A 14,572-nucleotide genomic window follows, 5' to 3' on the forward strand; every position below is an offset into this window, starting at 1 on the left:
CACCTTGATGAAACCACTTTTGCTCGAGCCACTTTTAAAACATACTCGAGCTATGACCAGGGTGTAATTTGGCGGTTGGATCAATATAGGCTTTTGCATTGTTAACGGCGATAGGTGCCTCTCCAAATCCACATGCGATCAACTTTACTTTTCCATCGTATGTAGCTATATCTCCTGCTGCATAAATTCCTTTGATGTTTGTTTCCATTTTTGAATTTACAACGATAGAGTTTTTGTCTATTTCTAATCCCCACTTCTTAATAGGTCCGAGGTTAGATATGAATCCAAAATTAACAATCAAAGTATCTATATCTAGCGTTTCTGTGTTATCTCCATCTTTTTCTTGTATATCCACGGCTATCATTTTTTCACCGTTCCCATGAAGTTTTGTAATAACGTATGGAGTCAATACATTGATTTTTTCTGAATTCATTAATTGTTCCACACTGTGCTCATGTGCTCTAAACTTATTTCTTCGATGAATAATCGTAATTTCTTCTGCGATATCTTCAAGCATTAACGTCCAATCAACTGCAGAATCTCCTCCACCTGAAAGAAGAACACGATCACCAGCAAACTTATGTAAATCGTTTACAAAATAGTGCAGATTTTTACCTTCGTATTGTTCTGCCCCTTCCACTTCAAGTCGCCTTGGCTGAAATGCACCTACACCAGCAGTGATGATGACAGTTTTTGAATAATGTGTTTCTTTATCAGTAGAGATAGTAAAAATGTCATCATCACCTTTCACAACATTTTCAACCGATTGTTCTAAAACAATAGTAGGATTAAATTGGTTTGCTTGTTCCACTAGGTCATCCACTAATTTTTGCGCACGTACTTTTGGAAAACCAGCAATATCATAAATATATTTTTCCGGATAAAGCGCGGATAACTGACCACCTAATTGTGGCATAGCTTCAATAATTTTTACACTCACTTGGCGCATACCACCATAAAATGCAGTGAAAATTCCGACAGGGCCTCCGCCGATAATGGTAATATCATATATTTCTTTTTCTTTTGACAACCACGACACCTCCACTAAAATATGACAGTAATACTATTTTTTATTATAAATGTAAAAAGTTTTTTAGGGAAGGTAGAAGATGCCCTTTAACTATAATAAAAAATAACTCATATCTCAAAATTATATAGTTATATGGGCGATATACGTGTTAAAATGAAAAAGTTCATTAAATCGTCAAAAAACGGTTGAAATTTTGTCAATAAAGCCATAAGATAATGAATGAGGAAAAAACATATTCTCTGTGTTTATATAAGAAAATGCTTTATGATGAGGATTAATCGTATTTTTATGTTATAGTACGTGAATTATATCACAAAGTTTCTGTGTTGCATGGAAAAAAACACATGCTTGACATTTTTCATGTAGGGAAAAATGGAGAATAAGAAAAGAAAATATAATTGGAGTGAGAAGCATGATTAGGAAGCCAAAAATAGTTATTTTAGGGGCCGGTTATGGGGGAATGATGACTGCAACTAAATTACAAAAAACGAGCGCTTATCAAGATGCAGAAATAACCCTTGTAAATAAGCATAACTATCACTATCAAACAACATGGTTACATGAACCAGCAGCTGGTACATTGCACCATGACCGAACGAGAATGCGTATTGACAGTGTAATTGATACAAATAAAATAAAATTTATTAAAGATGGCGTTGCAGAAATTAAGCCTGATGAGAAGAAAGTGATACTTGAAGGTGGAGAGTTAGACTATGACTATTTAGTTATAGGCTTAGGGTCAGAGCCTGAGACATTTGGTATTCCTGGCGTTCAAGAGCATGCATTCTCTATCCGGAGTGTGAACTCTGTACGATTGATTAGAGAACACATTGAATATATGTTTGCAAGCTATAATAACGAAGAAGTAAAAAATGAAGGATATTTAACATTTATTGTTGCAGGGGCTGGTTTTACTGGTATTGAATTTGTAGGTGAATTATCAGAGCGAGTACCTGAGCTTTGCAAAGAATATGATATTGACCGTGACAAAGTAAAAATTTATTCAGTTGAGGCTGCACCAACAGCATTACCGGGTTTTGATGAAGAATTAGTAAATTATGCTGTGAACTTACTTGAGAGTCGCGGGGTGGAATTTTTAATCAGTACACCTATCAAAGAAGTAACAAAAGATGGTGTCATTCTAGCTGATGGAGAAGAAATTAAGTCATCAACAGTCGTTTGGACTACAGGGGTTCGTGGTAACTCTGTTATTGAAAAATCTGGTTTTGAAGCTATGAGAGGTCGAGTGAAAGTGGATAAAGACCTGAGAGCACCAGGATATGAAGATATTTTTATCATTGGAGACTGTGCACTAGTGATAAATGATGAAATCAATCGTCCTTATCCTCCAACAGCACAAATTGCAATGCAACAAGCTAAAACATGTGCGAATAACTTAAAACAATTACTTGCGGGTAAAGATAACCTAGAAACATTTACACCTGATATTAAAGGTACAGTAGCTTCTCTAGGTGGTAAGGAAGCGGTAGGATTAGTTGGCTCTAAGAAGTTATATGGTCAATCTGCATCTATGATGAAAAAAGTAATTGATAATCGTTATTTATTCTTACTAGGTGGAATGCCACTTCTTCTTAAAAAAGGTAAATTTAACATGTTTTAAAATATGTGAGGGTAACTTGAAGGGGAACAATGACCTTAACAAGTTACCTTTTTTCTTGTATTATCAAATGAAAAGAGCCCAGATTGCTCAGCGTCTCTCCTTTTAGGTTAAAAGTGCTAAGTTTTATAATTTTGTGTTTATGACACTGGTTCTAGCGAAGTACACTTTAGTAATAAAAAATAGTAAAGTACAAAAGTGTGTAAGTTTTTCTCACAAGTAGCTATCGAAAGAAAAAGGACAATGATTACGCTTACTTTAATTTAAAAGGCTAAATTTGCTCCTTTTCAAATGTGGGGTAAATTTGATATATTATCTGAAACTTCAGAATTAATGAAAAAGGAGGAGTCACCAATGGCTCTCAATAAAAAGAAGTTAAAATCAAATGAATGTCCATATTGTACGGGAAAGGGCTACTTCCAGCTATTGCTTGGAGGATCCGAAACTTGTCATAATTGTAATGGGTCAGGACAGAAAAACTCCAATGAATAAACTATCCCTCCAAAGAATTTCTTTGGAGGATTTTTTTACATCCAAAATAGTTTCTACTCTGAACATTTCGTTATCAATAGTAGTCTTTTACATATTACAAACAATAATTCTTTTTATCGCCAATCCACACCCGATGCACTTAAAAGAAAAGTGCCTCTCTGAAGTGCACGATTGAAGCCCGATGGGGAACGTATGGAGATAAATAGACATCTCAACTGTCTTTTTCCTATCGTTTAATGTTGACGTAGTGAAAAGAATTAAGTAAACTTATCTTTGATCTTATGGGGGTGATAATCACCAATGTTAACATTACCACAGCTAATAATAGGGTTTGTTTTATACTTTGTCATGTTTTTCGGTATTGGATTCATCTTAAATATGTTACTAAGATCTACCTGGACTATGGTCGTTATTTATCCGATTGTTATTTTCTTTATAGTAGATCAAGCTGGAATTATGGCTTATTTTACTAATCCTGGACAAGCATTTCCAGATTTCTTTCATGATTTTGTCTCTTTAAGGCTTGCAGATATTATTATTTTGTCAGCAGGAATGTTGGGAGCTATACTTTCAGGAATAGCTAATAAAATGTTACGTAATAGAGGTTATCAAATGTTTTAATGAAAGCAGCAATGGCAAAAATATTTTGCCATTGCTTTTTACATTTATTGGACATTAAATCACCCCCTTTTTATCCATAAATAGGAATGATTTTAAAAAAGTTGTATAATTCTTCACTCTCCTGGAAAAGATGTCTAGGTGAGAGGAGTGGATAAGGAAAATGAGTATCATTTATAAGGCGTTAAGGAGTTTGTTCTTTATCGTTTTGTTAATTGGCGCCGTCCTTACAACTTTTACCAGTGTATCGAATGTAAATGCAGAACAATTAAAAAACTGGTTTCAAGTACAAAATCAATTTACGAATAATTTTGAAGCACCATTATATGGACAAGATTTATTGTATCGACAAACGAGTTTGAAAAGTAGAAGCTTACCAACTTTCGCTCAGGAACGACAAATTATGTCTCATGAAGCTATTGAAGGATCTCCAGTATCATTAGAGGAATCAGAGGATTGGTCAAAATACCCTTCTCTAGAGGTGGTTGCAACAGGTTATACTGCAGGACCAGAATCAACTGGGAAAACAGAGGGACATCCTCTATATGGGATTACCTTTTCAGGAGTAACTGTAAAAAGAGACTTATATTCTACTGTAGCTGCGGATCCAAGTGTTTTTCCTATTGGTACGATTCTATTTATTCCAGGATACGGATATGGTGTTGTAGCTGACACAGGGTCAGCAATTAAAGGCAATAAAATAGATCTCTATTATGAGACTGTTAGCGATGTTTATGAACAATGGGGTAAAAAATCAGTGGAAGTTTATGTTATTGAACGTGGCGAAGGTAGGTTAACGGACCAAGAGCTGATTGATTTAAATGAAGATGAAGCAGTCCAAGTATTTCGTAGGCAACTTCAATTTGTAGATGCATCTTAATAAAATACAAGAGTAAATTAGGAAGAAAGAAGGGGTGACCCAAAAGGTGATTATGATCCTTTTGAGTTACCCCTTTTTCTTTAAAGTATAAGAATTTATAAAATTTTTTTAAACTTAGAAAGGTGTCTAGCTCCAGGCGCCTTGCGCATTTCTTAGAATAGTATAGCATGAAGAATTAATGTAAGAATAATTCCTAATAGTCCACCGAAAAACACTTCAATTGGCTGGTGACCTAGTAACTCTTTTAATTCTTTTCTTTTTTCTTGCTCTTCTTTTTTCGGCCAAGTCTTCATTTCTTCAACTAGTTTATTGAAATCAGTGACTAATCGGTTTAAAACGGTAGCTTGTTCTCCAGCATGGCGGCGAACCCCAGTGGCATCAAACATAACGATGATCCCAAAGATTGCAGAAATAGCAAAAAATGGGGAACCAAGTCCTTCTTCAAGAGCTATAGCAGTGGATAATGCTGTTACTGCACCAGAATGGGAGCTCGGCATTCCACCTGTGCTTGTTAAAAGACTCCAATCAAATCTTTTTGTAGCTAAATATTGTAAAGGTACTTTTATAAATTGTGCAAACCCGATAGCAAACAGGGCTGCCCATAATGGGAAGTTAGTTAAGTAGTCCATGTAATATAATCCTTTCTTTGGAAAAATAAAGTTAGTATGATAAAAATGAAAGAGTGCATGTTTATATTTTTATGTACCCATCTTTATGGTTATATTAATCATTACATTTGCACCGATATATTATATCATATCTTTTCTATAGTATTGTGAAACAGTAACAGGGAAATCATTCACTCAGAATAATTTTCTATTTGGGGGAATTAAGATGATCCAAGTAAGTGGAAATATTGAAATGAATGAAACATCGACCATTGTTCTAGGGATGTTTCAAGGTGAAAAAAAAGATAGTACTCAATACAAAGTGATGAATAAGCTTTTACACGGAAATTATGTTTCATTGCTTCAAAAACATCAATCTTGGGCAAAGTTGGGCGAACTGAATGTTATACCTGTTTACGATAATAATGCAGTTCAATTTATTATGATTCTCGGGTTAGGGAATGGAAACAACATAGACACTTCTTTATATGAAGAACTTGGTTTGCAAGTAGGGAAGGAACTTCTAAGAAGAGGTATCACTAATACTAGTGTTTGGTGGGATTCTATCTATATAGGAGAAGAGAAAACTAAAAATGAGTATGACTCACTTTCTTCTTTTATAAAAGGATACAACGGTGGATATAATACACGATATCATAGCATGAAAGAAGTTTTAACAAAATCATTGACTCATACAACTTATCTTTATGTAAATCCAAAGAAAGTGGAATTTACTAAAAATGTTGTGCATGCTACACAGGAATTATTACTTACGTTAGAATTTGTTGAGCGACTTATAACTTCTCCTCCCAACATTGTAACAATTCAAATGTTTATAGAAGAAATAAAGCAGTTTTCTGTAAGAAATAAGTTAGAAATAGATATTTTTTCGAAAAAAGATGTAAATGCTCTTGGCATGGGTGGGATATTAGCTTTTTCAAAAGGGGATCCTGATTCAGCATATTTCGTAAAGATACAATATAAAGGAGATCCATCGCAGGACGATTACACTACAATAATCGGAGCAGCAGTGAGGAATTATCATAATCAGTCACCACATAGAAATAAATGGAAGGAATCAAATGTGGTTGCTGCCACTACTGCATTGGGAATACTGGAAATAGTGGCAAGAAAAGAACTAAAAATTAACCTATCAATATTATTACCGATTGTTGATGTAGATTGTAAGAAGATACAAAATGGTGATGTTATTCGACTGTTTAATGGGAAGACAGTGGGAATAGGGAATGAGTCTTTTCTGGAAGAGTTATTGATAGTGGACTCTATCACTTTTGGATTAATGGAAAACACAAATACAATAATGAATTTTTCGGCACTTACAAACGAGTTGGATTATGCACTAGGAAGTAGCATAAGAGTGGCTATGACTAATCATAGTATGTTTAAATACAATAAAGAAAAATCAATATGTTTTTTTTCAACGGATAATAAAACTCTAGAAACAGTAAAAAGATCTAGCTATGCAGATTACTGCACCAATTTAGGTAACCGGGGAAGAGCAATTGTTAAGGCTAATTTTATAGGTGAATTTGTAAAAAATGTTCCTTGGGTTCATTTTGACTTAGGCGGTTTTGATCGCCAACATGGTGAAAGAACGATTGTAAAAATAGTATCCGTAATTGGAATAGCGATCGATATTGTAGAAGAAAAAGCAAAATTATTATAATAATATAAAGGAAAGTGCGTACCTTAATGGTAGGTGCTTTTGTCATTATATAAATAAAGCTGCATATAGATAGAAATGGGTTTAACAAGAACGATAGTTGGGTAATTGGTAAATAGATTCATGTGCTCTCAGAGGATACGAGAATTATAGAGAGTTGTTGGTAGCATTTTTCCATACTTAGTACATTATTGGTGCTAAAGAAGGAATATGGGAATATATCACGCTATATATGAAACTATCCGTTTTGAGCTATTTTCCTCGTTGATATATGATATTTAATAGCGACATGACTTCATATTTCTTTAAAAGATTAATATAAACGAATATAACAATAAAACTTTTGACGAGTACATATATAAACGCAATTAAAATTCCTAGTAAAACTAGCGGGAAACTATGTGTATATAACGTCACTAAGTAAGAGAGGAGGGATAGTGAATTGATCGGCATAAAAAAAGTATTAAAGTGGCTAGATAACCTCCTCATTAAATTCGAAACAATCGTTTTAAGTTGGGCTATTATTGTTATTTCTGTTATGACGTTTGGGAATGTTGTGTATCGAATCATCACGAATCGAAGTTGGACATTTGCACAGGAAGTAAGTGAAATAGCAATAATAATGGCAACGTTCTTTGGAATAAGCTATGCAGCCAGGTACGGCCGTCATATTAGTATGTCCGCATTTTTTGATTTGGCACCGATGAAAATCAGAAAATTTCTTTCAATCTTTAATCCTTTCATAACAGCAATAATTTTATTCGTTCTTTGTTATTACGCATATGAATACATGATGCACCCTCTCACCCAAATCAGAACGACAAGCTCTATGGAAATTCCATATTCTATTATGGTTATACCGATTGTACTTGGTTTTTTCTTAGGCGGAATACAATTCTTACGTAATATGTGGGTGAACATTAAGAATGAAGAAGTTTACTTAGCGCAAGAGAGAAAGGATTACGATGAATCATAAAAAATAAAATAAATAGACGAAAGGATTAAAACATGTGGATATTTGTAGTAGTAATGGTACTTTTGCTAATTATGGGTTTTCCAATGATGATACCTTTAATAGCAGGAGCGATGGTTTTAGTCTTCTTTTTCCTTCCTAATATAGATCCATACATCCTTATTCAACAAATGAGGACCGGGATTGTTCCTTATTCTTTGCTAGCCGTTCCATTGTTTATCTTTGCTGCCGATATTATGTCAACGGGTAAAACCTCCAAAAGATTAGTAGATTTTGTTGGAGCGTTTGTTGGTCATTTGCGTGGTGGGTATGCAATAACAACAGCAGCAGCATGTACATTATTTGGTTCTATATCAGGCTCTACTCAAGCAACGGTTGTTGCTGTTGGAACTCCAATGAGGCAACGACTTTTGAAAATGGGATATAAAGATTCGAGTGCTATAGCACTAATTATTAACGCTAGTGATATTGCTTTATTAATCCCTCCAAGTATAGGGATGATCATATATGCTTTAGTTGCCGACGGAGCATCAGTAGGTGACTTATTTATTGCAGGTATTGGACCTGGGGTATTAATTTTCTTGTTTTTCGCAACGTATTCTGTTATTCATGCAAAGATATTTAACATTCCAAAAGTAGAAAAAATACCATGGTCAGAAAGATTTACTTTAACAAAAAAAGCGTTATTACCACTAGGTTTTCCTATAATAATCGTAGGTGGTATATATGGAGGATTTTTCAGTCCTACAGAAGCTGCTGGTATTTCCGTTTTATATGCACTGATATTAGAGGTATTTATCTATAGATCTATTAAAATTACAAATTTACCTAAAATAGCATTGTCCAGTGGACTTGTTACTTCTGCAGTATTCATTTTGGTAGCTGCAGGTCAAGCGTTTTCTGTCGCGATGAATCGTGCCAGAATACCACATAACTTAACTGATGCAGTTTTAGGTCCTGATCCATCAGCCTTGTATGTATTATTTATCGTTGCGATATTCTTCTTCATTGGCTGTATGTTTGTGGATCCGATTGTAGTTATCTTAATTTTGACTCCGATTTTTGCGCCTGTTGCTACAGCAGCGGGGGTAGATCCTGTTCATTTAGGTGTAGTTATTACGTTCCAAGCAGCGTTAGGATCTGCAACGCCGCCATTTGGAGTAGATATATTTACCGCAAGTGCGGTATTTAATAAATCGTATTTAGATGTAATAAGGGGAACACCGCCTTATATTGTAATGCTAGTAATTGTAGCGATTTTAGTTATTCTATTTGAGGATATTTCACTTTTCTTGTTGCGATGGATGTAAGTGGACTATCCTTTAAAATAAAAAAATTATTATGGGGGTAATTGTAGACATGTTTAGAAAAAAAGGACTACTTGTAAGTATTGCATTAGGTGCAAGCTTAGTATTAGCAGCTTGTGGCAATAATGAGGATGCAGGAACTGGGGCTAATAATGATCCCAATGAAGGTAACAACGGGGCTAATGAAAATAATGTTGGTGCTAATGATGATAACAACAACAATAATAATGATGATGATGGTAATAATGAAGCTGCAGTTGAACCAGAATACTTTTGGGATTTTGTAACAGAGGAGTATCAAGGGGATGTTCAATATGAATATGCAGCGGAATTTGCAAAGCGTCTTGAAGAAAAATCAGAAGGTCTTATTGAAATGACAGTTTACGAGTATGGTGGTCTTGGAGATGGAGTGGACCAAGCAGAGCAGCTTATGATGGGTTCAACTGAATTCGGTATCGTATCTCCTGGGTTTACAGGAACAATGGTGCCTGAAGCTCAAGTATTCGCTTTACATTTCTTATTCCCGGATGATGTTGCATTAACTCAAGAAATCTTAAATACAAGTGAAGCTCTAAATGTAGAACTAAGAGCAAAATATGAAGAGTGGGATATGACGCCTTTAGCTTATTGGACAGAAGGTGCAATGCAATGGACTGGAAGTGATCCACTTAGAACTCCAGAGGATTTTGATGGTTTCCAAATCCGTGTTCAAGACTCACCTTTAATCAGAAATTCTTATGAAGCATATGATGCAAATGTAACTCCAATGGATTGGGGAGAGTTATATACAAGCTTAGACCAAGGTATTGTTGAAGGCCAAGAAAACCCAATTTTCTTTATCTACTCTGCAGGATTCCACGAAGTACAAGATCATATGACAGTTTCAAATCATAATAACTATGTAGCTATGACAGTTGTAAACACGCAATTCTATAATAGTTTACCAGCTGATATTCAAGCTATGATCGATGAAACAGTAGAAGAAATGCGTGAAGTAGGATTCCAAATTCAAGAGGAATTAAACGAAGCAAATATTACAGCAATTGAAGAAGATACAGAAAACCCAACAGAAGTATATTATCTAAATGAGGAAGAGCGCGAAGCATTCCGTGAGTTAGCGTTACCTATCCGTGACTTCTTCCGTGAAAACAATGGTGATGATGCAGGGAAAATTTTAGATATGCTAGAAGCTGAAATTGAAGCAGCACAATAATAATCATATACACATAGAAAAGAACCCGTGGAAATCACGGGTTCTTTTTTCGTCACAAAAAGTTCAGGACCCAAAAAGTTCAGGTCCCTGGTCCCTGAACTTTTTGTGAATGTAGTTGACTTGTTTTATGTTATGGTGATATAGTATTCATGTTTTCATATGTTAATACTCTAATTAACTAAAGTAATAAAGAAGTGTTATGTAAATTAATAGATTGTGAGGAATTAAAATGAATGCGGTAATTGTAGCTGTTTTATTGATGATTGTATTAAGTATATTTCGTGTACATGTAGTAATCGCGATGGTCACGGGTGCTATTGTAGGAGGGATAACAGCTGGATTCTCTTTAGATGAAACATTAACCCTTTTTGGTAATGGGTTAGGTGCGAATGCTGGAGTTGCCTTAAGTTATGCAATGTTAGGGGCTTTTGCGGTAGGGATAAGTTTTACTGGTCTCCCGAATCTAATAGTAAAGAAAGCAGTTTCTATTGTTGGGGAAGAAGGAGAAACTCAAACTAGAAAGTTGTCAAAGGTTTTATTACTTTTAGGAATATTATTAATTTCTATCTTTTCTCAAAACGTAATTCCGATTCATATTGCATTCATACCTATATTAATACCACCTTTAATTAAAGTGTTTAATGCACTATTAATTGATCGAAGAGCGGTAGCTACAATAATGACGTTTGGACTAAAGGCACCATATATTTTACTTCCATTCGGATTTGGATTTATGTTCCATGAAATAATTGAGGCTAATATGGGTGAAAGTGGGATGGTTATCGAGTTATCGATGATTCCGAGAGCTCTCGCTATTCCGGTATTGGGTATGGTGATAGGATTACTTATTTCGGTATTTGTTTCATATCGAAAAGGTAGAACTTATAAAACTGTAGCTTTAGGTGAGGCAGATCAGAAGGAAGAAGATTACTCCTATAACCTTCCTTCCGTAATAGTAGGGATATCCTCTATTATTGCTGTATTAATACTTCAATATATAACTAAGTCAATGATTTTTAGTGCCTTTGTGGGTCTTGGTATCCTCTATATTTATTTTGTATATTTTCACTTCAAGAGGAACTTTCAAATGTCTCAGTCAGAAACACTTATGACAAATGGTATGAAAATGATGGCTTTTATAGGATTTGTAATGATAGCTGCTGGAGGATTTGCAGAAGTGATAAGGGGAACCGGCCATGTAGAATCTCTCGTCACAACAGTTGCAGAATTGTTGGGAGATAATAAAGGATTGGCTGCGCTCATGATGTTACTCGTTGGATTGTTAATTACAATGGGAATTGGTTCTTCTTTTTCTACCATACCAATTATTGCGGTAATTTTCGTTCCACTTGCGGAAGCGATTGGGTTTAGTACCCTTGCTACCATTGCATTGATAGGAACTGCTGGAGCTTTAGGGGATGCAGGTTCACCAGCATCCGACAGCACCCTTGGACCTACAGCAGGATTAAATGCCGATGGTCAACATCACCACATTTGGGATACGTGTATTCCAACATTTTTACACCTAAATGTTCCGTTAATTATTTTTGGGTGGATAGCTGTTATGATTTTATAATAGGAGGAGCCATCACCTTTCTTCATGTATTTGTTCGAGGTCATATAACCCGTTCGATTAAAGGAGAAAAGAATTTAGGGAGTGCAGTAGGTGGTAGAAAAGCTAAATAGAATCTACCGTACAGGAAAACATAAAAGGTTGTTGTAGAAGATAAATTTCTTTTACAGCAACCTTTTTATTAATCTTTCTCTAGGGAAGAATCTGGTTGTTGTTCCTTTGTATAAAATAGACGGAATTTGATATCTTGATCGTAATTTCCGAAACCAGAACCGAATATAGTTACTCCACCAACATTTTCTGCATCATCATGTACGGCGATGCGGAATGACCATTGCTTGTCCCGTATATGAATATCGTTAATAGTTACATCTGAAATTCTTTCCCCATCCATAAATGTTCCGTTCAAAGAGATTCGCAAATTTTTTAATAGACCGTACTGGTTAATATCCCTAGGCCACCAATCTGGAGTATACTTACCTTGATTATCTCCATAATCTCCGGGACTAGTCCAAGTTCCTAACTTGACATTATTTAAATAAAAGGAAATATCTGACGGCCAATCTTCGTTCGTGAAGGGTGCTTCGGAGCTAATCTCCATTGAAATTTCAAGCTCTTTAGGATTTTGACTCGATAAAAGAAAGTTTGGTGCTTTATATTCAATGTATCCCTTACTAAACCATAGTATCTTTGCACTAACACGTTCAGGAAATAAAAAATATCGAGGTTCATCAAATTCCCCAATGATTTTTTCTATAGTTGCTAAACCACAAGTAGGCTCTACTACAAAATCGGTGTAATGTCCAACAGATAGCACCATTTCATGAAAGTCTGAGAAACTCGCTTGCTTTAAAGGGAAATTAATTTCAAGTCGATCTACATTTAATATGCATAGTTTTTGAATTCCAGCTTTTCCAGGAATCATTTTCGCCTTGATAATATTTGCTTTTTCGAGCTTTTTTATATGCATAGTCATTATAGCACTACTTAAATTAGTAGCTTCTGCAAGTTCTTTAATATTCATGGAACGAGTCGTTAGATGTTGTATAATGGACAACCTCACTTGACTTGCAAGAGCTTCATAAACTGGAAGTGACTTATCAGATATATCTAATTGCATAATTATCCTCCGTGAATACCAGAAAATATTTTTTTTATTGCCTAGAAAACGTATGGTATTCTAAATAACGTTTTTTAATATTATATCAGAAATTAGTAAAAATTTATTAAAATTTAATTACATTTATGGAGCATTAGGTGGTTACTGCGACTATGTTGGTTAACCAAGACTAAAAGGTAATTACTATTTCGTTGACCAACTAAGGACCCGTCTCTGCGTCGGTGGATTAAGATATAAGTTATTCTTAGAAAGGAAATGGACTAAACGATTAGGGAGGAAACTATCTACGCTAATATATTTTTTATTCTTTACTATTACAACCAGTTAGTTTTTAGAATAAGTATATGAGAATTAATAATTCACGAGAAAACAACTCGAAACATTTGTTTTCTCGTGATTTTTAGTTTCTTAATTTTTCACTGGTCGACCATCTGGAACTGGAATACCGAAATTTGGTGTTCCATCTTCATTCCAAGTTATAACTTGGGCTCTTGTATGGCGGTTAGGATCATATAGAGGATCGCCATCAATGTCCTTATAATTTCTTGCATGATAAATCATTACATCTTTTGTTCCATCCTCTGAAACAGTGAAGCTATTATGACCTGGTCCGTACACACTATTTTCTTCGTTCGTTTGGAAAACAGGATCCTTAGATTTTCTCCATGATTTAGGATCTAATAAATCGCTTGTCTCATCGGCAGTAAGTAACCCCATACAATAGTTGAAGTCAGTGGCACTTGCAGAATAAGCGATAAAAATCTTCCCATTCCGCTTAAGTACAGCAGGACCTTCATTCACTAAAAATCCGATAACCTCCCAGTCATATTCTGGTTTGGTGATCATCACTGATTCTCCTTTAATAGTCCATGGGTTCTCCATTTCAGCTATATATAGGTTCGAGTTTCCAGGAATATCAGGATCTTTTTGAGGCCAAACTAAATATCTAATTCCTTTATGCTCAAAAGTTGTAGCATCTAATGCGAAGGATTCCCACTTTGTTTTAATTTTGCCTTTTTCTACCCATGTTCCTTCTAATGGATTTTCAGATTCGTTCTCTAGAACAAACATCCGGTGGTCAAATAAACCATCGTTGGTTTCGGTCGTTTTTGCTGCAGCAAAGTAGATATACCATTTTCCATCAATATAGTGAATTTCAGGAGCCCAAATATTAGCACTCATCGGCCCCGTTTCATACTTTCTCCAAGCTACTACAGGTTCTGCTTCATCTAACCCTTGAATAGTCTTGGACCTTCTTAATTCAATAAGATCATAAGCGGGAACGGAAGCTGTAAAGTAATAATAACCATCTGTGTGTTTGTAGACCCAAGGATCAGCTCGTTGTTCTACTATAGGATTAATATACTCATTTTGATAATTCATCATCTTTCACCCTTTCTTTTAAGTGTAGATCTTTAAAATGCCCTATTGAGTATTAATAAATTCATTAATTCAT

13 protein-coding genes are annotated in these 14,572 nt (G+C 35.0%); 9 read left to right on the forward strand and 4 right to left on the reverse strand.

Going from position 1 to position 14,572, the window contains the following annotated elements; all coding sequences use genetic code 11:
• Positions 1 to 34: 34 nt before the first annotated feature.
• Complete coding sequence (locus tag ACERII_RS22320; protein WP_373645188.1) at positions 35 to 1,030, reverse strand: NAD(P)/FAD-dependent oxidoreductase; 996 nt, start codon at positions 1,028 to 1,030, stop codon at positions 35 to 37.
• Between the two features lie 415 nt (positions 1,031 to 1,445).
• On the opposite strand from ACERII_RS22320, the gene ACERII_RS22325 reads away from it, so the two are divergent.
• The 4 genes from ACERII_RS22325 to ACERII_RS22340 all read left to right on the forward strand — a co-directional run bounded on the left by ACERII_RS22325 (position 1,446) and on the right by ACERII_RS22340 (position 4,638).
• The gene (locus tag ACERII_RS22325; protein WP_373645214.1) at positions 1,446 to 2,651 is read left to right on the forward strand and encodes an NAD(P)/FAD-dependent oxidoreductase; all 1,206 of its coding nucleotides are present in this window, start codon (positions 1,446 to 1,448) and stop codon (positions 2,649 to 2,651) included.
• Positions 2,652 to 3,002: 351 nt separating this feature from the next.
• Positions 3,003 to 3,140, forward strand: coding sequence for a YuiA family protein (locus ACERII_RS22330; RefSeq protein ID WP_373645189.1), 138 nt, complete (start codon positions 3,003 to 3,005; stop codon positions 3,138 to 3,140).
• 300 nt (positions 3,141 to 3,440) lie between these two features.
• Positions 3,441 to 3,761: a YuiB family protein gene (locus ACERII_RS22335; protein ID WP_373645190.1), complete on the forward strand. Its 321-nt coding sequence runs from the start codon at positions 3,441 to 3,443 to the stop codon at positions 3,759 to 3,761.
• 160 nt (positions 3,762 to 3,921) lie between these two features.
• Complete coding sequence (locus ACERII_RS22340; RefSeq protein ID WP_373645191.1) at positions 3,922 to 4,638, forward strand: 3D domain-containing protein; 717 nt, start codon at positions 3,922 to 3,924, stop codon at positions 4,636 to 4,638.
• A 152-nt stretch (positions 4,639 to 4,790) separates the two neighbouring features.
• Here the strand turns inward: ACERII_RS22340 and ACERII_RS22345 are convergent, their stop codons facing one another.
• Complete coding sequence (locus tag ACERII_RS22345) at positions 4,791 to 5,267, reverse strand: divergent PAP2 family protein (protein ID WP_373645192.1); 477 nt, start codon at positions 5,265 to 5,267, stop codon at positions 4,791 to 4,793.
• Positions 5,268 to 5,472: 205 nt separating this feature from the next.
• On the opposite strand from ACERII_RS22345, the gene ACERII_RS22350 reads away from it, so the two are divergent.
• The 5 genes from ACERII_RS22350 (at position 5,473) to ACERII_RS22370 (ending at position 11,999) form a co-directional block, all read left to right on the forward strand.
• A complete protein-coding gene (locus tag ACERII_RS22350) occupies positions 5,473 to 6,933 on the forward strand; it encodes a M17 family peptidase N-terminal domain-containing protein (protein ID WP_373645193.1) in 1,461 nt (486 codons plus the stop codon).
• A gap of 439 nt (positions 6,934 to 7,372) precedes the next feature.
• Complete coding sequence (locus tag ACERII_RS22355) at positions 7,373 to 7,906, forward strand: TRAP transporter small permease (RefSeq protein WP_373645194.1); 534 nt, start codon at positions 7,373 to 7,375, stop codon at positions 7,904 to 7,906.
• Between the two features lie 32 nt (positions 7,907 to 7,938).
• On the forward strand, positions 7,939 to 9,213 hold the full coding sequence (locus ACERII_RS22360) for a TRAP transporter large permease (RefSeq protein ID WP_373645195.1): 1,275 nt from the start codon (positions 7,939 to 7,941) through the stop codon (positions 9,211 to 9,213).
• Between the two features lie 49 nt (positions 9,214 to 9,262).
• The gene (gene dctP / locus ACERII_RS22365; protein ID WP_373645196.1) at positions 9,263 to 10,423 is read left to right on the forward strand and encodes a TRAP transporter substrate-binding protein DctP; all 1,161 of its coding nucleotides are present in this window, start codon (positions 9,263 to 9,265) and stop codon (positions 10,421 to 10,423) included.
• Between the two features lie 229 nt (positions 10,424 to 10,652).
• Complete coding sequence (locus tag ACERII_RS22370) at positions 10,653 to 11,999, forward strand: Na+/H+ antiporter family protein (RefSeq protein ID WP_373645197.1); 1,347 nt, start codon at positions 10,653 to 10,655, stop codon at positions 11,997 to 11,999.
• Positions 12,000 to 12,177: 178 nt separating this feature from the next.
• On the opposite strand, the gene ACERII_RS22375 is transcribed toward ACERII_RS22370, so the two are convergent.
• On the reverse strand, positions 12,178 to 13,116 hold the full coding sequence (locus ACERII_RS22375) for a helix-turn-helix domain-containing protein (protein ID WP_373645198.1): 939 nt from the start codon (positions 13,114 to 13,116) through the stop codon (positions 12,178 to 12,180).
• Between the two features lie 408 nt (positions 13,117 to 13,524).
• Positions 13,525 to 14,499: a glycoside hydrolase family 43 protein gene (locus ACERII_RS22380; RefSeq protein ID WP_373645199.1), complete on the reverse strand. Its 975-nt coding sequence runs from the start codon at positions 14,497 to 14,499 to the stop codon at positions 13,525 to 13,527.
• Positions 14,500 to 14,572: the final 73 nt, after the last annotated feature.

The sequence above is a fragment of the Evansella sp. AB-rgal1 genome, assembly GCF_041820985.1.
GTDB lineage: Bacteria > Bacillota > Bacilli > Bacillales > Salisediminibacteriaceae > Evansella.

Bases quoted from the DNA above. Each gene is read 5' to 3' on its own strand.
- ACERII_RS22345 (WP_373645192.1), bottom strand. From the start codon at position 5,267: ATGGACTACTTAACTAACTTCCCATTATGGGCAGCCCTGTTTGCTATC.
- ACERII_RS22380 (WP_373645199.1), bottom strand. From the start codon at position 14,499: ATGAATTATCAAAATGAGTATATTAATCCTATAGTAGAACAACGAGCT.
- dctP (WP_373645196.1), top strand. From the start codon at position 9,263: ATGTTTAGAAAAAAAGGACTACTTGTAAGTATTGCATTAGGTGCAAGC.
- ACERII_RS22375 (WP_373645198.1), bottom strand. From the start codon at position 13,116: ATGCAATTAGATATATCTGATAAGTCACTTCCAGTTTATGAAGCTCTT.
- ACERII_RS22335 (WP_373645190.1), top strand. From the start codon at position 3,441: ATGTTAACATTACCACAGCTAATAATAGGGTTTGTTTTATACTTTGTC.
- ACERII_RS22350 (WP_373645193.1), top strand. From the start codon at position 5,473: ATGATCCAAGTAAGTGGAAATATTGAAATGAATGAAACATCGACCATT.
- ACERII_RS22360 (WP_373645195.1), top strand. From the start codon at position 7,939: ATGTGGATATTTGTAGTAGTAATGGTACTTTTGCTAATTATGGGTTTT.
- ACERII_RS22330 (WP_373645189.1), top strand. From the start codon at position 3,003: ATGGCTCTCAATAAAAAGAAGTTAAAATCAAATGAATGTCCATATTGT.
- ACERII_RS22370 (WP_373645197.1), top strand. From the start codon at position 10,653: ATGAATGCGGTAATTGTAGCTGTTTTATTGATGATTGTATTAAGTATA.
- ACERII_RS22340 (WP_373645191.1), top strand. From the start codon at position 3,922: ATGAGTATCATTTATAAGGCGTTAAGGAGTTTGTTCTTTATCGTTTTG.